The sequence below is a fragment of the Bordetella genomosp. 5 genome (assembly GCF_002261475.1).
In the GTDB taxonomy this organism is placed as follows: domain Bacteria; phylum Pseudomonadota; class Gammaproteobacteria; order Burkholderiales; family Burkholderiaceae_B; genus Bordetella.
Window position 1 is genome coordinate 152,813 of record NZ_NEVN01000009.1, and the last position, 20,169, is coordinate 172,981.

The window sequence follows — 20,169 nt, forward strand, 5'->3', positions numbered from 1 at the left end:
CGCCGGGGCGATTGTCATTGCGGCGGCCAATGCGGGGCCGCGCATGCAGGGGCCCCTGTCATCCCTGCGGGGCTGTGCATGCAGGGGCCTTTGTCCTCCCCACTGCTTGGCCGCGCATGCGGGGCCTTTTGTCATCCCGGCGTCAGCGATTGCATGAAATGCGCGAAATCCGCATTCTTGAGGGTGTCGGCAGGCTCGTTTTCGTACGATCTGGATACCCAATCGTGTCCATCCCACACAGAACGCTAATTACTCTTTAAGCGCGGACACGTTTGGATATGGGATACACATAGCAGTAAGAATTGTTGCACTTGGGATGCCACCTCTTTAATTTCCACACGCAAGCGGCGGAATGATTCCTGTAGCCTGAATTCTGGTTTCCCCTAGGTCGTGGCGTAGAACCCCCTGCGCCCGCGGCCCGAGGGGCCTGGTTTCCCCTTCCACGGGACCACGATTTTCAATCCAACAGGAGTCTCGACATGATGAGCAAAACCCTGATTGTGGCTTCGGTTCTGGCCGTTGCCCTGACTGCTTGCAATAAGAAGGAAGAAACCGCGGCCCCGGCCGGCGGCTCGGCTCCGGCCACCACGGCACCGGCTCCGGCCCCCGCCCCCTCGACCCCGGCTCCCGCCCCGGCTCCGGCCCCCGGCAGCTCGGCTCCGAGCGGTGGCTCGACGACCCCCGCGTCGTAAGCGCAAGATCCGCCGGCGCGGGATCCCGACCCCCGCCAGCACCAGACACCCGGCCTGCGAGGGAGCCCCACCGCAGCAGGCCGGGTCCCGACAAAGCCGGCAGGCATCAACACCTGCCGGCTTTGTTTCGTTTGCGGCATGCAACGTCCGGCGTGGAACGTCCGGCGTGGAACGCGCGGCGTGGAACGTGCGGCGTGGAACGTCCGCCGTGCAACGTGCGGCGTGGAACGTCCGCCGTGCAACGTGCGGCGTGCAACGCACGACGCACTCCCCCAGCCGCGGACGAAAAAAAACCAGACCCCGAGAGGTCTGGTTTTTTCATGACTGGCGGGGAAGCCCCCGCCCTCCGGCAGGACTTACATCTTGTCCTTCAGCACGCTCAGCATGCGCTGGGCGGTGGCGCTGCTGTCGCGCTGGCCATTGCCGTCGAGGACGGTGACCTGCGTGGCATCGCCCGCGGAAGACAGGTGGATGCGGTACTGCGCGGCCGCGGCCTTCTTGTCGCCGCCGAAGATACGGCTGAAGAAGCCCGGCTCTTCCGACTTGGCGCCGGTGTCGGTGTCGACATAGCGCACGTAGTAGTCGCCGGCCGAGCGATCGCGATCGTCCACCGCGAAGCCGCCCGAATCCAGCGCCACGCCGACACGGCGCCAGGCGCGGTCGTACGACTCGCTCACGACCAGCATCGCGCCTTCGGCACGCACGGTCTGTTGCACGGCCGGGCGCTGCGGAGCGGCTTCAGCCTGCGCGACCAGCTTGCGCGCGGCATCGATATCGGTACCCAGATAGACCATCAGGCGCGCCAGCATGGCGGCATTCAGGCCCGGATCTTCCTTGCCGTTTTCCCACTGCACCTGGCCGCTGTCGGGACCGGTGCGCTTCTCGAGCATCTGCTGGTGGCTGATGTAGATCTCGGTGTGGCCGTTGACGCGTTCGACGCGGGTGCGGAATTTCTCGCGCTCGCCGCTATCCCACGCGGTTTCGAGCACCGAGCCCAGCACCTGGCGCAGCCAGCTTTCGGGGATCTTGGCGCGGTTTTCGGCCCAGTCGGTTTCGACCAGACCGGCTTGCGGCGAGTTGGTCTTGACCGTGAAGCCGGTGTCCGTCCAGAAGTCGACGACCTTCGGGAACACCTGCTCGGGCGGACGCTGCACGACGAGCCAGCGCATGTTGCCGTCGCGCTCGACCTTCATGTCGGCGCGCTCGGGCAGCACGTTGGTGTTTTGCGGCTGAGCCACGGCCTGGGCGCCCTGCTGCTGGTACTGCGAATACGTGGTCGTACCCGAGGCCGGCGCACGGTAGCGCGGATCGGAATTGGCCTGAGTGAGGTCAGGCGGAATGCTCAGCGGCTCGCCGCGGCGCGTACTCTTGTAATCGACAGATTCTTCATTGCCCAGCATCTGGTTGATGTCGGAGCAACCAGACAACAAAGCCAGGGCCATCAATGCCGAAATCCCGGCATGACGTTTCTTCATACGCGTCCTCATGTTCAAAGCAGGCCCGTTTCGTTCAGGGCGCGGCGCACGGTGTCGTGGTGAGCCTCGCTGAGTTCGACGAGCGGCAGGCGGTAGCCCAGCGCGGTACGCCCCATCTGGGCAAGCGCCCATTTGACGGGGATGGGATTGGCTTCGATGAACAAAGCCTTGTTGAGACGCGCGAGCTTGGCGTTAAGTTCACGCACGCGCGGCACGTCGCCAGCGTACGCGGCGGCACACAGGTCGGCCATGAGGCGCGGAGCCACGTTGGCGGTGACCGAAATGTTGCCGCGCGCGCCCAACAGGATCAGGGCGGCGGCCGTGGGGTCGTCGCCGCTGAAAACCTGGAAGGAGGCAGGCGCCTCGCGCAGCAGCAGAGCGCCGCGCGCGATATCGCCGGTGGCATCCTTGATGCCGATGATGCCGGGCACCTGCGTCAGACGCAGCACCGTCTCGTTGGACATGTCGGCGACCGTGCGGCCCGGCACGTTGTACAGCACCGTGGGCAGATCGACCGCTTCCTGGACGGCGCGGAAATGACGATAGATGCCTTCTTGCGAAGGCTTGTTGTAGTAGGGCACGACCGACAGGCCAGCCTGCGCACCGACCGCCTTGGCATGACGCGCGAGGTGGATGCACTCGTCGGTGGAGTTGGCGCCGACGCCGGCGATCACCGCAATGCGGCCCGCCGCATGCTCGACCGCCACGCGGATCAGCTCGGCATGCTCTTCCATCGACACCGTGGGCGATTCGCCCGTGGTGCCGACGACGACCAGCGCGCTGGTGCCTTGTTCGACGTGCCAGTCGATCAGCGCGCGATACGCGGCGTAATCGAGGCTGCCGTCGGGCTGCATCGGGGTGACCAGTGCCACCATGCTGCCCTGAAAACTAACATCTGCGGTCAATGCAGTGGATGCCATAGTAAGGAGAGGCTCCGGGGCCCGCCGCACCATGCCGCAGGCCAGAATCGATCAAGCTGGCGAGTTTAACGGATATTGCCGGAAAACCTAGAGAAACCAGCTCACCACCACCCTTCCAAATGCCAGGAAGGGCTCCATGAAAAAGTGCAGAGTGCCCGTCACCAATAAAACAATGACGATCACCATGCCGTAGGGCTCGATTTTCGAGTATTGCCAGGCCATGCGCTGCGGCAGCAGCGAAAACAGCACGCGGCCTCCGTCCAGCGGCAGCAGCGGAATCAGATTGAGCGCCATCAGGACCAGGTTGACGACCACGCCGGCCTGGGCCATCTCGTACCAGAATCCCTCCTGCACGCCGGTCGCGATGTAGACCCGGAAGGCCAGCACCCAGAGGATCGCCATGAACAGATTCGACAGGGGGCCCGCCAGCGCGACCCACAGCATGTCGCGCTTGGGACGGCGCAGCCGGCCGAAATCCACCGGCACGGGCTTGGCCCAGCCGAACAGCAGGCCGGCACCGCCGGTGAGCTTGGAGATCAGCAGAATCATGGCCGGCACCAGCAGCGTGCCCACCGGATCGATATGGCTGATCGGGTTGAGCGTGACGCGGCCGGCCTGCCAGGCGGTGGGATCGCCGAACAGACGCGCCACGTAGCCGTGGGCGGCTTCGTGCAGGGTGATGGCGAAGATGACGGGAATCGCGTAGACCGCGATCGTCTGGATCAGATCATTCATGGCGGGCCATTGTAGCGGCAGACACAAGTCAGACAGTGGCGCGGCGCATGCGTTCGCCCCGGCATGCTGAGAGGCCGGGTGCGGACGGCTCCGGGGGAACCGTCAGGCGAGACCGAGCGTGGCGGGGTCGCCGCTGCCGCGACGCAGCACCTCGGGGGTGGCGCTGGTCAGGTCGATCACGGTAGTCGGCGCCAGCGGGCAGGCGCCCGCGTCGATCACGGCGGCCAGCTCGTGGGAGTAGCGCGCGGCGATGTCATCGGGATCGTTCAGCGCGTCGTCTTCGCCCTTGGGAATCAAGGTCGTGGACAGCAGCGGCGCGCCGAATTGCTCCAGCAGCGCCAGCGTGACGCCGTGGCCGGGCACCCGGATGCCGATGGTCTTGCGCGACGGATGCGACACCCGGCGCGGCACCTCGCGGGTGGCCTCGAGAATGAAGGTGAACGGGCCCGGGGTGGCCAGCTTGAGCAGGCGGTATTGCTGGTTGTCGACCCGCGCGAACTGCCCGATCTCGGCCAGATCGCGGCACAGCAGCGTGAGGTGATGGCGCTCGTCGAGCCCGCGCAGGCGGCGCAGGTTTTCGGCGGCCGCCTTGTCATCGAGCCGGGCCACGACCGCGTAGCTGGAATCGGTGGGAATCGCGAGCAACCCGCCGTCGGTCAGCCACTGGGCGGCCTGCTTGAGCAGGCGCGGCTGCGGATTTGCGGGATGGATGGAGAGAAGTAGAGCCATGGGTTTATCCTAGCACCAGTCACTCATCAGGAACACCGTGCGCCCCCAGGCGCCAGGAGACGCACATGCGCATGGACGACTCGCGCGAGAGCAAAAACATCGAAGACCGGCGCGGCCAGGGTCCGCGCCTGGGACGCGGATCCATCGGTCTGGGCACCATCGTGCTGGCGCTGGTCGCCATGTACTTCGGCGTCGATCCGTCGGTCGTGCTGCAGATGGCCGAAGGCCCGCCGCAGACGCAGCAGGCGCCGGGCCAGCCGCCCGCCCAGGACGCGCAATCGCGTTTCGTGGCGCGCGTGCTGGGCGAAACCGAAGACACCTGGACGCCGATCTTCCAGCAGCAGCTCAACCGCACCTACCAGCCGCCCACGCTGGTGCTGTTCCGGGGCGCCACGCCCACGGCCTGCGGCACGGGCCAGTCGGCCATGGGGCCGTTCTACTGCCCCGCCGACCAGAAAGTCTATCTGGACCTGAGCTTTTTCGACGAAATGGAGCGCAAGCTCAACGCGCCCGGCGACTTCGCCCAGGCCTACGTGATCGCGCACGAGGTCGGCCATCACGTTCAGCACCTGCTGGGCGTGGCCGACCAGGTCGACGCCCAGCGCCGCCGCAACCCCGGCCAGGCCAACGCCCTGTCGGTCCGCATGGAGCTTCAGGCCGACTGCTTTGCCGGGCTGTGGGCACGGCGCGCCGACCAGGCCCGCAATATCCTCGAGCCGGGCGACATCGAAGAAGGCCTGAACGCCGCCAGCGCCATCGGCGACGACACGCTGCAGCGCAAGTCGCAGGGCTACGTGGTGCCGGACGCCTTCACCCACGGCAGCTCGGCGCAGCGGGTGCGATGGTTCAAGCGCGGATTCGACTCGGGCGACCTGCGCCAGTGCGACACGTTCGGCGCCAACAGCCTCTGAAATCCGCCCCGCCTGCCTTCTTGTAAACTTATGCCCCTTTGCGGCCCACCGGTCGCCACGCGCGCCCTCCGCCCTGTCGGCCGGCGCGCCTTCTGTTTTTCCGCTGTTTCTCCATGGCCAATAAAGTCGAGCCCCTAATCACACCGGATGAGGTCCAGGAAATCCTGGCCGCGCCCAAGGAAACCACCAAAGCCATCGCCTGGTCGGGCAAGCCCGCCGGCGGCGGTCCGGCGCAATGGATGGAGTTTTCCTGTGCCTGCAAGGTCGAGGGCGAGGTCCGCGACGACGTGACGTTTCGCGTGATCTACCGCGCCGCGCGCACCGACGTGCAGGGCCAGGCCGCCGTGATGCTGGGCGAGACCTTCTCGGCCAGCCTGTTCGTCGGGCCGCACCGCGTGCTGGGCGTGGACACGGACGATTCGTTCCACACCAGCGTGGTGGGCGCCGACCTGCCGCACTTCCGCAAGCCGCTGACCGCGCGCTCGCACCTGCATGTCTGGGTGGCCGAGGGCGAGGGCTATGCCGAGCCGGTCACGCCGGATCTCGCCGATATCGGCGCCCTGATGGACCACTTCCTGCCGCGCGCCAACCTGAGCCTGACCGGCGGTTTCGTGCATCCGTACAAGGGCCGTCAAATCGAGCTGATCCTATGAGCCACTTCCTGGAAGCCTCGGGCTGGACGGTCCGGCCTGCCGGCGAGCGCGCGATCCGCGCCGTCGCCCCCATGACGCTCGGCCTCGATGGCCAGCACGCCGCCTTCTTCATCGCCTACCCCGACGACGCGACGTTCTTCCTGACCGACGCGGCCGAGACGGCGATGCACGCCGCCACCTACGGCATCGAGCTGCCGGCCAAACGCATCGAGCTGCTGAACCAGACGCCCGGGGTCAGCCTCGCGCGCTTCGACGACAGCGGCGCGATCGTGGCGCGCGGCCCGATCGAACAACTGCAGGAAGCCCTGTGGGATGCGGTCAAGCTGGCGATGGCGCTGTCGTTCTCGAGCGTGAAGTGGATGCCCAAGTTCAGCCGGCTGCGCTTTCGCGCGCAGGTGGGACGCACGCTGGCCGAAGCCATTGGCCAGCCGCGCGTGGTCAAGGGCGCGCGCACCAAGGGCAGCAGCGGCCACGCGGCGGATTTCGCCTTTGGCGTGCGCGCGGAGCAGTCCAGCGCCCTGACCTTCATCGAGCCGATCGCGCTGAAGGCCGGCAAGAAGATGGACTGGACGCAGGTCTACCAGACCCACGGCAAGATGTCCGACGTGAAGATGGCCGACGCGCGCAATGCGCGGCTGGTGATTCTGGAAGACGGCGCGTCGACCGAAGAGTTCAAGAAAGCCGTGGCGATCCTGGAACAATCGGCCACCGTGCGCACGCTCAACAAGACGCGCGACTGGACCGAACTCTTCGCGGGCTGACAGCGGTTGCGCGCGCAATCAATGCGCGCGCGGTTCGACCTAAGGCCTGCGATATATCACGCACTACGCGCGACGGGCACCGGGCAATCGGTGCTAGATCTGGCGCATCGGATCCGGCCGGCTAGGCCGTTGCGCCGTGTAAACCGTCGACGATTTCTCTGCCATGCGTGATGGCCGCATGGACCGCCTCGCGTGGACTGAATACGTGTCCGCCGCCCGCAAAGCAAGGCACCGGATATTCATCGCCTGTGTCTTGAATGGAATCTGCCTGCACAACCATCACCGTGGCCGTGAACTGCGGCCCCGAGGCCGCGGCCATCGCCGCCCCGGCACTTGCCCGGGCAATTTTGGCTGTGAGGCGATATCCCTTGTAAACCGAGTTATTTGGAAGCACTGGGACGCCCTCTCTGAAATTCAGCATACCCCGCTGATATGACAGTCACGCGAGATATTTTGTAACGGCGGGGACAAATGGAAACAGAATCCACCGCCTATACGCGCCCGCGCGTCGCGTCCGGGTCTGCGCTGTCAGAGAGCGGGATCCGGGTAACCCCTTAGCCTACGCGCGCCACGAAAACCACCATTGCGGATTCGCAACATCTCGGGCAATTGGCCGCCTCGAGAGGCACGATGCGCCAACGAATCGGACGGGCGCGCGGCGATCACTGTCAGGAGGGGATGCCGGGCGCGGCGGGAATATCCACGCCCGCGCCACCGGGCAGGCCGGACAGGCTCAGCGCGGTCACGTCCTGCGCGATCTCGCCGATCTCGCGCGACGCGGTCTCGGCGTCGCGGCGTGCCGCCTCGTCGCCCTCGCGGATCTTCGCCTGCGCCATCGCCAGCAGGGCCTTGAGCGCCCGCAGCGCTTCCTCGAGCGCCTTGGCGTCTTCGCGCCGCTGAGCAGCCTCGGCCTGACGCTCCTGTGCCGACTGCGCCTGGGCGTTGACCTGCGCCGCCGTACCGGGTGCCGGGTCAGCGGCGCCGGTTTCGTCCGAGTCGGCGGCCGGCGATCCGGCGGCCGGCGATCCGGCGGCCGGCGCACCGGCGCCCGGCTCGACCGGCGTGGAGGCCACGGCGGCGTACATGGCGGCTGCGGCCGTGGCGCCCGACGTGGGCGCGGCGGCGTTCGACGGGTGGTCGGAACCGCCCTCGTGCCCGGCGTTCGCCCCCTGCCCCGGGGCCGTCTGCGCGCCCAGGCCGGCACCGGTATCCGCGGCGGCCGTGGCGGTTTCACCCGCGGCCTGAACCGGGGGCACCGTCACGCCGCCGCCCCCGCCGCCGCCCTCGCGCAGCACCGACGCGGCGGCGCCGAGTTCGCCCGCGAGCTGCTTGATCTCGCGCAGGATCGCGCGCGCGGCCGAGTCGCCTAGCATCATCAGGAGCTTTTTGAGGGTCTCGATGCGTTCCTTGATGCGCTCGACCTGGGTACGGGCGTAATCCTTGCGCGACTGCGCGGATTCGATCGCGAATCGCGACAGGGCTTCGCGCGCGGCGAGCATGCGCTCGAGCGCGTCCTCGCTCAACGCCACGCTGAAGGACGATGCGGTCTGCCGGGGAGTCTGAAGGGAATCGGAGGGCTGCGTGCGATCGGGCTCACGCCCGGTCTCTTCACGCTTGCCGAGGCTGGATTGCTGGGCGCGCACCTTATCGGTGGCCGACACGCTGGATGACATCTGTTGCTCCTTCAACCCCGGTCTTACCGCGCCGGGGAACGCCTTGCACGACATGGCGATCGCACACGGCCGCCTACTGAATGAGATAACGGTCTCTTTCTTTGCGAACTTAAGCTTCGTGTCAGCCCTTATGCCCTGGGGCGCGCTGCGGCGGGCGCCCTTATGACTCCCGGTTTTGTGCCACCCAAGAAGGCCACCGCCCCCCCCCGCGGGAAGACGGCCTACGCCGGATTCTCGGGGGATCCGCGCGTAACGGACGAGGATCGGCCGCGGCCCCGGGGCTCGGGCGGCACGATACGCGCGCTGCCGAGCGGCGTGAGCAAGGGCGCATGCTGCGCCATCAGCTCGATGACCCAGTCGATGAACACCCGCACCTTGGCGCTCACGTGACGGTTGGGCGGATAGGCCACGTACATCGGCATCGGATCGATCCGCCAGTCGGGCAGGACCTGCACGAGCTCGCCGCCGGCCCGGTACGGCTCGGCCATATAGGTGGGCAGCCACAGCACGCCAAGACCGGCCAGACCGGCCGCGAGATAGGCATTGCCATCATCGGCCGCCACCACATAGCGGCCCTGCACCTGCACCGTGTCGGCACCCCGGTGCAGGATCAGCGGCACGATGTCGCCCGCGCGCGAGCGCAGATAGGCCACGTAGCGATGCGGATCGGCGTCGAGATCGCGAGGATCCTGGGGCTCGCCGGCGGCCTCAAGATAGGCCGGCGCGGCGTAGGCCTGGATCGTGAGCTCGCCCACGCGGCGCGCCACCAGCGACTGGTCGGCGACCTCGCCCCCGCGGACCACGCAGTCGACGTTGTCGTCGATCAGGTCCACCTTGCGGTCGCTCACGCCCATGTGCAGCTGGATATCGGGGTGGCGCGCGTGAAAGGCGGGCAGCGCCGGCATCAGGATGAAGCGCGCGAACGGGCTGGGCACATCCACGCGCAGGCGCCCGCGCGGCGCGGCCGCCGCGCTGGACAGGCTGGTCTCGGCGTCGTCCATGTCGGCAAGCAGCCGCACGACGCGCTCGTAATAGGCCGCGCCGTCGGCGGTCACCTTGACCTTGCGGGTGGTGCGGTGGAGCAGCTTCACGCGCAGCCGCGCCTCGAGTTGCTGCACGAGCTGCGTCACGCTCGCCCGGCTGATGTTCAGTGTCTCGGCGGCCCGCGTGAAGCTCGCGGTCTCCACGACCCGGGCATAGGCCTGCATGGCGTCGAAACGGTCCATCTCCGCTCCTCGTGTCAGTCGGTGATCGGTTCGATTGTTTGGATTCTACAAACAATGCTGGACGCGCTTGCGCATTTATCGCGACCGCGCCCGTCTCTACAGTGGATGCATGGACGGCCAACCGGGCCGGCACCCACCCTCAAGGAGCTTTCTCATGGCAACACGCGACGCAGTTTTCCCGCCTGGCCGACACGCGCTGTACGACAAGCACCGCTACTCGCCGGCGATTCGCGCCGACGGCCTGCTGTTCGTATCGGGCCAGGTCGGCAGTCGGCCCGACGGCACGCCCGAACCCGACCTCGACGCCCAGGTCCGGCTCGCGTTCAAGAACCTGAACGACATCCTGGCAGCGGCGGGCGCCCGCTTCGACGATGTGGTCGACGTGACGATCTTCATGGTGAATCCGCACGAGGAGTTCGAACGCATCTGGGAGGTGGCGGCGGAGTTCTGGGGCGAGGCGCCCTATCCCACCGTGACCGCGCTGGGCGTGACCTGGCTGAGCGGTTTCATCTTCGAGATCAAGGTGGTTGCGAAGCTGCCGCAAGGAAGCTGAGCCCGCGGCTGCGCCAATGAAACGGCGGCGATCCGGGCACATCGGATCGCCGCCGTTTTGCCGTGCGACGCTCAGTCGACCTTGGCGCCGCTCTTCTTCACGATGTCGCCCCAGCGCACGCGCTCGCTCTCGATCTGGCGGCGCAGATCGTCGGGGCTGCCACCCACGGGCGTGGAGCCGGTGCTCAGAATCTGTTCGCGGACCTTCTCGTCCTGCAGGGCCGCGTTCACTTCTTTGTTGAGACGGGCGACGATCTCGGGCGGCGTGCCGGGCGCGGCGACGAGCGCGCCCCATGCCGTGATCTCGAAGCCGGCAATGCCGGCTTCCTGCATCGTGGGCAGGTCCGGAAAGTTTGGCGAACGCGCTTTCGACGTGACCGCCAAAGCGCGCACCGCGCCGCTCTGCACGTTGGGCCCGGCCGAGGAAAAGTTATCGAACATGTACTGCACCTGATTGCCCACCAGGTCGTTCATGGCCTGCGCGCCCCCTTTGTACGGCACGTGCACCGTGCTGATACCGGCTTCGGTCTTGAACAGCTCACCGCCGAGGTGGCCCGAGGTGCCCAGGCCGCCCGAAGCGAAGAACACCTGGTTCGGCCGCGCCTTCGCGTACGCGATCAGTTCCGGCACGGTCTTGACCGGCAGGTCTTTGTTCACGACCAGAAGGCTGGCGGTGAGCGTGAGCTGCACGATGGGCACCAGCGTGGCCGGATCGTAAGGCAGCTTGCTGAACAGGAATTCGTTGGTCGCCAGCGTGGCGTTGTTGCCATAGGCGATCGTGTAGCCATCGGCGGGAGCACTCACCAGCGCCTGCATGCCGATGTTGCCGCCCGCGCCCGCACGGTTTTCGATCACGACAGACTGGCCCAGCCGCTTGCTCAGCTCGGCGCCGATGAATCGCGCCAGAATGTCGGGGCTGCCGCCCGCGGCCGAGGGCACGATGATGCGGATCGGCCGGTCCGGCCAGGCGGCCTGCGCGCCGGCGGTCGCGCAGAACAAGGTGGCGGCGGCCAGCAGCCGGCGCGTGATGGCGAGCTTCATGAGCTTCCCCGTTAATGGTTTTATGGTGTGGCCATGGTGTCGGCGGACGCCGCCTGCGTCCAATGAAAAAAGCTGGGCAACCATAGATTGAGGTTATGGTCTGGCGTGCAGCTCTACAGCGTGCCTGTCGCGGCATAACCCAGGGTTAAGGGATCAGCCGCTTTTGTCATTGGTCAGTGGCGCCGCCACGGGGCCACACTGGCGATCGATGCGCGCCCTGCCCGGATGGCGCGCCCACGAGAATGCTGCCCGAGCAGCCTGAACAGGGGTTTTGCATGCGAGTCTTCAGCGCCGGCATCGGCACCGAAACCAATACGTTTTCGCCCTTGCCCACCGGACTGGATGCGTTTCACGCGAGTGGGTATTACCCGGCGGGCACGCACCCCGCGCAGATGTCGCGCTATGCCGCGCCGCTGCTGATTGCCCGCGACCGCGCCCGCGCCGAGGGCTGGACGGTGCTCGAAGGTCTTTATGCCCATGCCCAGCCCGCCGGCCTCGTGACGCGGGCCGCCTACGAGGCGCTGCGCGACGAGCTGCTCGAGGATCTGCGCCGCGCGCTGCCCGTGGATGTGGTGCTGCTCGGCATGCATGGCGCCATGGTGGCCGACGGCTATGACGACTGCGAGGGCGACCTGCTCGCCCGGGTCCGCGAGATCGCCGGCCCCGAGGCCATCATCGGCGGCGAGCTCGATCCGCACGCCCATCTCAGCCCGCTGATGGTGGCCCAGGCCGATCTGCTGATCGCCTACAAGGAATATCCGCACACCGATATCTACGATCGCGCGCTCGAGCTGGTCGACCTGTGCGTGCGCACCTTTCGCAAAGAGATCGCACCGGTCGCGGCGCTGGTGGACACCGGCATGGTGATCCCGATCCACACCTCGCGAGACCCCGGCCGCGCCTTCGTCGATCGGGTCCAGGCGCTCGAGGGCCACGACGGCATTCTCACGGTCTCGCCAATCCAGGGATTCGCCACCGGCGACGTGCCCGACATGGGTACCAAGGTGCTGGTGTACGCCGACGGCGACCCGGCGCGCGCCGAGCGCCTGGCGCAGCAGCTCGCCGGCGAACTCGTCGCCGACCGCGACCGCTATCGCGTCAACTATCTCTCGATCGACGACGCGCTGAATCAGGCGCTGGATCCGGCGCGGCACGCTGACGCGGCGCCGGTCATCCTGGCCGACCGCTCGGATAACCCCGGCAGCGGCGCCGCCGGCGACGCGACGTTTATTCTGCACCGCCTGATCGAACGCGGCATCGACAAGGTGGCGTTGGGGCCGCTATGGGACCCGATCGCCGTGCAAATGGCGTTCGCCGCGGGCGAGGGGGCGCGCCTGCCGCTGCGCATCGGCGGCAAGATCAGCCCGCTGTCGGGCGTGCCGGTCGACGCCGATTGTCTCGTCAGGGCGCTGCGCCGCGGTCACGTCATGACGGGCCAGAGCGGCGAGGCGGTGGACGTGGGCGACGCGGCCCTGATCGATATCTCGGGCATCGAGTGCGTGCTGATTTCCAAGCGCGCGCAGGCATTCAACACGGACGTGTTCACGGGTTTGGGCTGTGATCTGGCCGCCCAGCGCATCGTGGTGGTCAAGTCGGCCCAACACTTCTATGCGTCGTTTTCGGCGCTATCGCGGCATGTGCTGTACGTCGGCGCGCCGGGTGCGGCCACGCCGCGGCACGACCTGCTGACCTACGCGAAGGCGCGCATGCCGAAGTGGCCGATCCGGCCGGAATGATCAGACGGGTTCGACGTCGATCGCCCTGACCTGCGCGCCCGCGAAATCCTCGCCCTGCGCCAGGCGCAGCAGCGGCAGGCGTTGCGACTCGCCCGGTGCCGTCGTGCAGAGCGTCATCGCAGCGGGAGCAGCAGCGGCATCCGACGGGGCCGACAGACCATGCTGGTCCAGCTGTTGCGCCACGCGCTGCGCGATGGCCGTCGCCGTTTCCACCAATGTGAAGCGATCGCCGAAGCGACGGCGGATCGCGGGTATCAGCCAGGCGTAGTGCGTGGACCCAAGCACCAGGCTGTCGGCGCCCGCATCCAGCATGGGTTGCAGGTACTGCGCGAGCAATGCGTCCACCGCCTCGCCCTCGGCCTCGCCCTGCTCGATCCGCTCGACCAGCCCATGACCGGCCTGGCACACGAAACGGCACGTGCCGGCATGCGCGGCCAGCAGGCCTTGCAGCTTGTCGCTGCGCAATGTGGCGGCCGTTGCCAGCACGCCCACCACGTTGGAACGCGAGCCCAGCGCGGCCGGCTTGATGCCAGGCTCCACGCCGATGATGGGCAGGTCGAGCTGCTCGCGCAGGTGCGCGATCGCGTGCGTGGTGGCGGTGTTGCACGCTACCACCAGCATCTTGGCGCCGCGCTCGATCAACCCGCGCGACAGTGCCTCGCTGCGCGCGCGGATGAACGCGTCGCTTTTTTCGCCATAGGGCGCATAGCGCGAGTCGGCAATGTAGATCAGGGGTTCGGCCGGCAGCCGCTGGCGGATCGCCCGCACGACCGACAGACCGCCCAGGCCCGAGTCAAAGACGCCGATGGGCGCGGCGCCGCGTTGCATGAGGTCGGACATGGTGGAGCGGTGAGGCGAGAGAATCGATGATGTCGGCGGATTCTACTCTCGCGGGCTGGCGGGCGGCTGACCGCCACGCGCCCCGGCATCAGCGTGTCTCGGTGCGCGCCGCGGGCATCGCAGATAGCTCGGCTTCGTCATCGCGCACCAGCGCGCGCACCGGCGGCTGCTTGCGCTGCAGGCGAACTGTCGTAAGTGTCCTGGAGGAGTTTCCGCGAGCGCCGGGAAAGGTCCTCAGCGCCGCGGACCACTCAGATGGCAGGCCGGGCGCAGCGCGGTGCGCATATCCTGCAGCCGCGTCATGGGCGGCGGCAGGCGGCGATCGGCGTCAGAGTGCGTTGTTGTCGTGCGTCGGCGGGCTCAGTACGAACTCGCGGTGGTACCGGTCGGCCAGGCGGAAGATCGGCACGGCGTCGGCGTTCTCCAGCTTCAGCCCGAGCACACTGGCCATGACCTGGCTCTTGAAGGCGTCGAGCTTGAAGGTGGCCAGCGTGTCGGGGTGGTAGCCCTCGCCATCGCTGCGCCAGTCCCCCAGCGCGTCTTCGAAGCTCGCATCGATCTTGTCCATCACGCCCTGCTCCTGCAATTCCTTGAACACGCGGGCGAACTCCCTGCCGAGGTCCTGGTAGGTCTGGTGGAGCTTGGGATCGAAGGTCTTGGTCTCGCGCGTCACCAGCTTGGTCGGATCGAAGGTTTCGCCTTCCTTGAGCTCGCCGTTGTAGACGTCCAGCACGTAGGCCAGATTGAACTTCGGCATGGTCAGCGTGCCGTTCTGCAGGTCGCGCAGTTCGATCTGCCCCGTGAAGGTGGTCTTCAAGGGCTGGGCGCGCAGGTTCTTCAGGGTCGGCAACGACGGCTCGCCCTGTTCCCCGCTCTCCTTGAGCGCGTTGGCAATCAGATCCTTCACGCTGATGAAGAAGTACCCTGCCGTCTTGCCCAGGGTCACGTTGATGCGCACCTGACCCGTCTGGTGCAGGCTCTTGACGCCGACTTCGGTCTGGGCGGTTGCCTTGCCCGCATGCACCTCGAGCGAAGTCACCCGGCCCGTGCCCACATTGACCTGAAGCGCCTTGGCTTCGAGCTTGCCTTTGACGTCGAGGTACGCCGATTTGGCGGCCTTCTCCAGCGTGGCGATACCGTAGCTGTGCTCGGTGATCGACCCCGACATGTAGCCCAGCTTGTCGGCATCGATGACCGTCTTGGTCTCGCTTTTGTACCGATCGAATTTGATGGCGTTCCACAGGGCCGTCAGATATTGCTTCGTCCGGCCGGCGTCCGGCGCGCCCGAGGGGCGGGCGCGGTCGGCGAGCGACTTGCCGGGCCCGGCATCGGTGTGCATGCTGCGCACGCCGCGGCTGGCCGAGCCCATGCCGACCAGATTGCGGCTCTGGTTGAGCGTCTTGCGCGCCACCGTGCCGCCCCCGCGCACCATGGGCGTACCGAATTTATTGATCGCGAGCTGCATGGCGTCCTCCTCAGGCCAGATCGATGGGCATGTGCGGCGCGCCCTGCGGCGTGGCCGGGGGTGCCGGCTCCACTTCCTGGCGCGCGGCCAGCAGGTAGCCCTGAGTCTGAATCGCGACGCCGATGAACTTCTGCACGGCCGCCTCGAAACCGTCGGCTTGCAGGCCGTCGACCGGCACGATTTCGTTGAGCACCAGCGCGCCGGTGCGACTGTCGATGGCCAGCACGGCGCCGGCGAGCGGCAGCTGGAACAGGTTCAACGTCAGGGCTTCCTGCAACACGCGGTACGACAGGGCATCCGGCGTGGCGAAAATCGGGGCGTAGAGGCGCAACTGCGCTTCATCTTCCGCCACTTCGAGCAGGACGTTCACCCCTTCTTCCGACGTGATCTCGAACGTGCCGGACGCATCCAGGGTGTTGCCCTCGCCCCAGACAGCGGCCAGGGCTCGATTGACGGTCTCGCGGGCTTCGGCGGTATTCATATTGCATCTCCAGGGGGATCGGAGCGCACGCGACGCGCGCCCGCTCAACCGCATGAGTGACAGGGCGGGGGCTGGAGTTCCATCGGCGTTCGACGGCAGCGGGCGGCCCCCTGCCATTCATCGCGATGGCTTGGGGTGACGCTTCCGTCCCATCGCAACCCGGCAGACCCCGGGCCGATACTTAGGACTAGCGGCCCCAAAACAGACCATTGCCTCGAACACTGTTGCGACGCCCCTCTCGACAGCCGATCAAGTCAGCGACGGCTCGGCGAGTCATGCCGAGAGCGCCTCAGCGAGCGCAGTGTGTATAATACACACCACCATGCACCGCTGAACGCACGAGCGCTCAAGGAACTGCATGAACAGCAAGGACATCGTCAGGCTACTGGAGCAACGGAGCAAGGTCATGAAATACCCAATCGCAATCGAACCCGGCGGCGACACTCAGGCATGGGGCGTCGTGGTGCCTGATCTGCCGAGATGCTTCTCTTCCGCGGACGACGGCATCGATCAGGCGATCGAGAACGCGAAAGAGGCGATCGAAGCCTGGATCGAGGCCGCCATCGACAGCGGCGATCCCATTCCTTCCCCCAGCAGCATCACGATGCTGCAGCGCGATCCCGCCTATGACGGCTGGATCTGGGCGATCGTTGAGATCGATCCCGCCGTCATGGACGACGCGGTCGAGCGCGTCAATATCACCCTGCCGCGCCGCATCCTGGCGCGACTCGATGCGAAAGCGCGCGCCGCGGGCGAAAGCCGCTCCGGCTTCATTGCGCATCTCGCCCTCACGCACCGGGCACCCTGAGGGGTCGCGGGTACGATAAATGCTAGAGCCCTTGCGCAGTGACTCGAACACCGAGCGAAACGTCAGCACCAGCGTTCAGGAAGCGTTCAGACCGCCTCCCCGCCAGCGATGACCGGGATCACCCCGCAGTGTCGAGTCCTTCCAAAGGGAACATCATGCAGACCTCACAATCCGTACCGGCTTACGCAACGCCCGGCGTCGAATCGCCCTTCTCCGCGGTGTCCTGGGGTGCCGTCATCGGCGGCGCCATCATCGCCGCCGCCGTCTCCGCCATGCTGGTCACGGGCGGCACGGGGCTCGGGTTTCTTACCATGTCGCCCTGGCAGAACGAAGGCGCGTCGGCGTCCGCCATCGCGATCGGTTCCGTCATCTGGCTGCTCGTCAGCCAGATCATCGCCTACGGCGTCGCGGGCTACATCACGGGCCGTCTGCGCACGAAATGGACCGGCGCTTCGCGCGACGAAGTGTTCTTCCGCGACACGGCTCACGGCTTTCTGGTGTGGGCGCTGAGCGCCGTGGTCGGCCTGATCCTGATCGGCTCGACGCTGGCCTCCGTCGTGTCGGGCACCGCCAAGACCGGCGCCGCCCTGGCGGGTGCCGGCGTGACGGGCGCGACCGCCGCCGTCGGCCAGGCCGCGCAGTCCGGCTCCGGCCCGATCTCGCTCGACTACTTCACCGACACGCTGATGCGTCCGAACGACCCGGCGGCCACCGCGCCGCAGGGCGATACCCGTCAGGAAGCGTCGCGCATCCTGGCGCGCAGCGTCGCCAACGGCAAGCTGTCGGACGAGGATCGCGCCTATCTGGTCAAACTGATCGCCCAGCGCGCTGGCGTGGACGAAGCGACGGCCCAGCAGCGCCTGACGCAGGTTGAGGAACAGGCCAAGCGCGCGGCGCAGGAAGCGGAGCAGAAGACCCGCGAAGCCGCGGACGCCGCCCGCAAGGCCGCCGCCGCATTCGCGCTGTGGGCCTTCGTGTCGATGCTGATCGGTGCCTTCGTCGCGAGCTTTGCGGCCACGATCGGCGGACGCGCACGCGACCTCTAAACGGCTGACAGGAACGGCGCCCCCCGCATCGCGCGTGGGGCGCCTTTTTTTGTTAGGGGCGCGGCGGGCGCTGCACCGCGCGCACCACCGCCTCGTTGGCGCCGCCGCAAAAGAAGCGGTCGCGTCCATCGAACTCCAGCCCCGACACCGCGGCGCCGGCCGGCAGGTCGAGCTGCTCGAGCAGGCGGCCGTCCTGCGGGTCGATGCGGCGCAGGTCGCTGGTGCCGGCCTCCCAGGTGCCATGCCAGAGTTCGCCATGCGCCCAGCTCACGCCGGTTACGTGCCGCGCCACGGGCAAGCTGCGCAACACGGCGCCGGTCAGCGGGTCGACCTGCAGGATGCGGTTTTCTTCGTAACGGCCGATCCACAGCGAGCCTTCGGCCCAGGCCATGCCGGAATTCTGCCCGCCGCCGGGCGCCGGCACGACAGCGACGACGGCGCCGCTGTCCGGGTCGATCTTCTGAATGCGATCGCCGGCGATCTGATAAAGATACTTGCCATCGAAAGCCGTGCCGGCATCGGCCGCGACCGGCAAGTGGCGCACCTGTTCGCCCGTATCCGGGTCGAAGGCGCGCAATCCGTCGTCGGCGGCAAACCAGACGTGCTTGCCGTCGTGCGTGACGCCATGCACACCGGTCGGCACCGCGAACGGATATTCGCGCAGGATCTGCGCAGGAGAGGGAGTGGGGGATGAGGTCGTGTTCATGGCTTCATCCTACGGCGGCGGCGCGAGCGGCGGGAGTAACAATGCTGGCGCGAATCCGGGCAGCGGCGCGATGCGCCAGCGCCGCTGCCGGCCCCGGCCATAGGGCTGCACGCGTTCGCGCGCGGCCAGGGCATCGAGCCCGCGCTGCACGCTGCGCTGGCTCATGCCCGACGACAGCGCCAGCGCCGAGCTCGGCCAGAGTTGGCCGTCCGCCAGCAGCGCGAGCAACACGCCATGCGGCTCATCGTCGGGCCAGGCCAGCACGGCGGCGTGCTCGCCCTCGGCCAGCCGCAGCGCATAGCCGTCGCCTTGCGCGGCGATCGCCACGCCCTGCGGCATCAGGGCGCGCAGACGTCCCACCTCCACGCGCAGACGCGCGCGCAGCGTTTCGTCGGGACGCGCGATGCGAAAGAGCCGTTCGATCAGCCTGCCGCGCGCGGCGGGGCGAGGCCAGGCCTGCGCCAACTCGACGGCCAGCGCGAGCAGCACGGGCCGGGATGCCAGCGCGATCTGGCTGCCGCGCGCATGGATCGAGCCGCGGCACAGATCCACCAGCCAGACCGGCTCGGCCAGCAGAGCCTCGATCTGCGCCGCCGTGATCGGCGTGGCGGTGCCGGCGCGTCGCAGGGTCGCGGCGGGAAGCGCAAGCTGCGCGCGCGCGGACGCGACTTCGCGGGAGAGCGCGGGAATCGCCGCGCTATCGGCCGCCGCCTGCGCCATGGCCAGCGCGTGCAGCGCCTGCGCGACGCAGCCGCAACGCAACGCGAGCTCCGCGCGCACGAGTGCCTGCATGGCCTGCCAGGCGGGCGGCATGCGCATGCCTTCGAGCGGACGGAGCCTCTCGGCGGCCGCGGCCGGCTGGCCCAGCAGCGTGAGCCGGCGCGCCGCCAGCAGGCGGCCATGGGTGGCATTCAGGGGATCGCCGTGGCCGGCCAGCAGCACGCAGGCCGCCTCCAGCGTGTCGGCGTCGGCTTGAAGATCGCGGGCGGCGAGCGCCACATCGGCCAGGGCCACCTCGCAACGCGCACGCGCCATCGGATCGTGCCGGCCAAAAGCGCGCGCGGCGCGCTGCAGCAGGCGGCGCGCGGGGTCGAGATCGCCCAGCTGCGCCAGCGCGCTGCCGCGCAACGCCAGCGCGGCGGCGTCGCCGCGCACCGCGAGCTGGTTGAGAGCATCGAGCGGCGCACCGGCGGCCAGGGCCCTCGCGGCGGCCACGAGCATCGGATCCATGAGGGTGCCGAATAGACGGTGACAGCCGAATCTAGCATGGCGCGCGCAATGAGGGCCGCCGCAGTGAGAGCCCAGGCGGTCAGGGCCTCATCAGTCAGGGCCCCCGCAGCAAGGGCCCCCGCAGTAAGGCCCCCCGCAGTAAGTGCCCCCGCAGTAAGTGTCCCAAGGACGGACGAAAAAAAAGCACTCGGGCTCGCGCCTGAGTGCTTTTTTAAGCGATTACTCGCAAATTCTGGGGTGGCTGATGGGGCTCGAACCCACGACAACTGGAATCACAATCCAGGACTCTACCAACTGAGCTACAGCCACCGCTGCAAAGAGATCGAACTATAGCATGATTTCATGAACGTGCGCCAGTCGGAGTGAAAAAGTGGCCGGATCGGACCGGGGTGGCCCCGCCGTCGCGCCGGCCCCCGCCAGGGCTTGCTATCCTTGCCGCACGACAACAGGTGCCGCATGGCCGCAAGGCCGGGCACGGCGCCTTTCAGA

At 67.7% G+C, this 20,169-nt stretch carries 20 protein-coding genes and 1 tRNA gene; 7 read left to right on the plus strand and 14 right to left on the minus strand.

Features of this window, described 5'->3' with window-relative positions; all coding sequences use genetic code 11:
- Positions 1 to 1,048: 1,048 nt before the first annotated feature.
- The 4 genes from bamC to CEK29_RS17105 form a co-directional block, all read right to left on the minus strand.
- Positions 1,049 to 2,167 carry an outer membrane protein assembly factor BamC gene (bamC, locus tag CEK29_RS17090; RefSeq protein WP_170948528.1) on the minus strand — a complete coding sequence of 373 codons (1,119 nt, stop codon included), beginning with the start codon at positions 2,165 to 2,167 and terminating at the stop codon, positions 1,049 to 1,051.
- A gap of 14 nt (positions 2,168 to 2,181) precedes the next feature.
- Complete coding sequence (gene dapA / locus CEK29_RS17095) at positions 2,182 to 3,087, minus strand: 4-hydroxy-tetrahydrodipicolinate synthase (protein ID WP_094802426.1); 906 nt, start codon at positions 3,085 to 3,087, stop codon at positions 2,182 to 2,184.
- A gap of 87 nt (positions 3,088 to 3,174) precedes the next feature.
- Positions 3,175 to 3,822 carry a site-2 protease family protein gene (locus tag CEK29_RS17100; RefSeq protein WP_094802428.1) on the minus strand — a complete coding sequence of 216 codons (648 nt, stop codon included), beginning with the start codon at positions 3,820 to 3,822 and terminating at the stop codon, positions 3,175 to 3,177.
- A gap of 102 nt (positions 3,823 to 3,924) precedes the next feature.
- On the minus strand, positions 3,925 to 4,551 hold the full coding sequence (locus CEK29_RS17105; protein ID WP_094802430.1) for an L-threonylcarbamoyladenylate synthase: 627 nt from the start codon (positions 4,549 to 4,551) through the stop codon (positions 3,925 to 3,927).
- A gap of 65 nt (positions 4,552 to 4,616) precedes the next feature.
- Between CEK29_RS17105 and ypfJ the strand changes: the two genes are divergently transcribed.
- From ypfJ to CEK29_RS17120, 3 genes are all read left to right on the plus strand, one after another.
- On the plus strand, positions 4,617 to 5,462 hold the full coding sequence (gene ypfJ / locus CEK29_RS17110) for a KPN_02809 family neutral zinc metallopeptidase (protein ID WP_170948529.1): 846 nt from the start codon (positions 4,617 to 4,619) through the stop codon (positions 5,460 to 5,462).
- A 113-nt stretch (positions 5,463 to 5,575) separates the two neighbouring features.
- On the plus strand, positions 5,576 to 6,115 hold the full coding sequence (locus tag CEK29_RS17115) for a hypothetical protein (protein ID WP_094858792.1): 540 nt from the start codon (positions 5,576 to 5,578) through the stop codon (positions 6,113 to 6,115).
- Entirely contained in the window at positions 6,112 to 6,876 is a 765-nt protein-coding gene (locus CEK29_RS17120; protein WP_094802434.1) for a DUF1828 domain-containing protein, read from the plus strand. Before CEK29_RS17115 ends, CEK29_RS17120 begins: the two co-directional genes overlap by 4 nt.
- A 121-nt stretch (positions 6,877 to 6,997) precedes the next feature.
- Here the strand turns inward: CEK29_RS17120 and CEK29_RS17125 are convergent, their stop codons facing one another.
- The 3 genes from CEK29_RS17125 to CEK29_RS17135 all read right to left on the minus strand — a co-directional run bounded on the left by CEK29_RS17125 (position 6,998) and on the right by CEK29_RS17135 (position 9,775).
- A complete protein-coding gene (locus CEK29_RS17125) occupies positions 6,998 to 7,297 on the minus strand; it encodes a hypothetical protein (RefSeq protein WP_094802436.1) in 300 nt (99 codons plus the stop codon).
- Positions 7,298 to 7,544: 247 nt separating this feature from the next.
- Entirely contained in the window at positions 7,545 to 8,549 is a 1,005-nt protein-coding gene (locus tag CEK29_RS17130; protein ID WP_094858793.1) for a hypothetical protein, read from the minus strand.
- Positions 8,550 to 8,770: 221 nt separating this feature from the next.
- Positions 8,771 to 9,775: a LysR family transcriptional regulator gene (locus tag CEK29_RS17135; RefSeq protein ID WP_094858794.1), complete on the minus strand. Its 1,005-nt coding sequence runs from the start codon at positions 9,773 to 9,775 to the stop codon at positions 8,771 to 8,773.
- Between the two features lie 154 nt (positions 9,776 to 9,929).
- Here CEK29_RS17135 and CEK29_RS17140 point away from each other — a divergent pair, with 154 nt between their 5' ends.
- The gene (locus CEK29_RS17140) at positions 9,930 to 10,328 is read left to right on the plus strand and encodes a RidA family protein (RefSeq protein ID WP_094858795.1); all 399 of its coding nucleotides are present in this window, start codon (positions 9,930 to 9,932) and stop codon (positions 10,326 to 10,328) included.
- 71 nt (positions 10,329 to 10,399) lie between these two features.
- Here the strand turns inward: CEK29_RS17140 and CEK29_RS17145 are convergent, their stop codons facing one another.
- Positions 10,400 to 11,368 carry a Bug family tripartite tricarboxylate transporter substrate binding protein gene (locus CEK29_RS17145; RefSeq protein ID WP_094802444.1) on the minus strand — a complete coding sequence of 323 codons (969 nt, stop codon included), beginning with the start codon at positions 11,366 to 11,368 and terminating at the stop codon, positions 10,400 to 10,402.
- Between the two features lie 275 nt (positions 11,369 to 11,643).
- Between CEK29_RS17145 and CEK29_RS17150 the strand changes: the two genes are divergently transcribed.
- Complete coding sequence (locus CEK29_RS17150) at positions 11,644 to 13,104, plus strand: M81 family metallopeptidase (RefSeq protein ID WP_094858796.1); 1,461 nt, start codon at positions 11,644 to 11,646, stop codon at positions 13,102 to 13,104.
- Here the strand turns inward: CEK29_RS17150 and murI are convergent, their stop codons facing one another.
- The 3 genes from murI to CEK29_RS17165 form a co-directional block, all read right to left on the minus strand.
- Positions 13,105 to 13,944 (minus strand): glutamate racemase, encoded by an 840-nt coding sequence (murI, locus tag CEK29_RS17155; protein ID WP_255176180.1) that lies wholly within the window; start codon positions 13,942 to 13,944, stop codon positions 13,105 to 13,107.
- A 328-nt stretch (positions 13,945 to 14,272) separates the two neighbouring features.
- Positions 14,273 to 15,409, minus strand: a complete 1,137-nt coding sequence (locus CEK29_RS17160) for a hypothetical protein (RefSeq protein WP_094858797.1) — start codon at positions 15,407 to 15,409, stop codon at positions 14,273 to 14,275.
- A gap of 10 nt (positions 15,410 to 15,419) precedes the next feature.
- Positions 15,420 to 15,890: a CesT family type III secretion system chaperone gene (locus tag CEK29_RS17165; RefSeq protein WP_176456927.1), complete on the minus strand. Its 471-nt coding sequence runs from the start codon at positions 15,888 to 15,890 to the stop codon at positions 15,420 to 15,422.
- Positions 15,891 to 16,296: 406 nt separating this feature from the next.
- On the opposite strand from CEK29_RS17165, the gene CEK29_RS17170 reads away from it, so the two are divergent.
- On the plus strand, positions 16,297 to 16,698 hold the full coding sequence (locus CEK29_RS17170) for a type II toxin-antitoxin system HicB family antitoxin (RefSeq protein ID WP_094858799.1): 402 nt from the start codon (positions 16,297 to 16,299) through the stop codon (positions 16,696 to 16,698).
- 155 nt (positions 16,699 to 16,853) lie between these two features.
- Positions 16,854 to 17,744, plus strand: coding sequence for a hypothetical protein (locus CEK29_RS17175; protein ID WP_094858800.1), 891 nt, complete (start codon positions 16,854 to 16,856; stop codon positions 17,742 to 17,744).
- 52 nt (positions 17,745 to 17,796) lie between these two features.
- Here the strand turns inward: CEK29_RS17175 and CEK29_RS17180 are convergent, their stop codons facing one another.
- The 3 genes from CEK29_RS17180 to CEK29_RS17190 form a co-directional block, all read right to left on the minus strand.
- Positions 17,797 to 18,450, minus strand: a complete 654-nt coding sequence (locus CEK29_RS17180) for a Vgb family protein (RefSeq protein ID WP_094858801.1) — start codon at positions 18,448 to 18,450, stop codon at positions 17,797 to 17,799.
- Positions 18,451 to 18,459: 9 nt separating this feature from the next.
- Positions 18,460 to 19,680, minus strand: coding sequence for a hypothetical protein (locus tag CEK29_RS17185; protein ID WP_094858802.1), 1,221 nt, complete (start codon positions 19,678 to 19,680; stop codon positions 18,460 to 18,462).
- Positions 19,681 to 19,913: 233 nt separating this feature from the next.
- A tRNA-His gene (locus CEK29_RS17190) sits at positions 19,914 to 19,989 on the minus strand.
- Between the last annotated feature and the right edge of the window lie 180 nt (positions 19,990 to 20,169).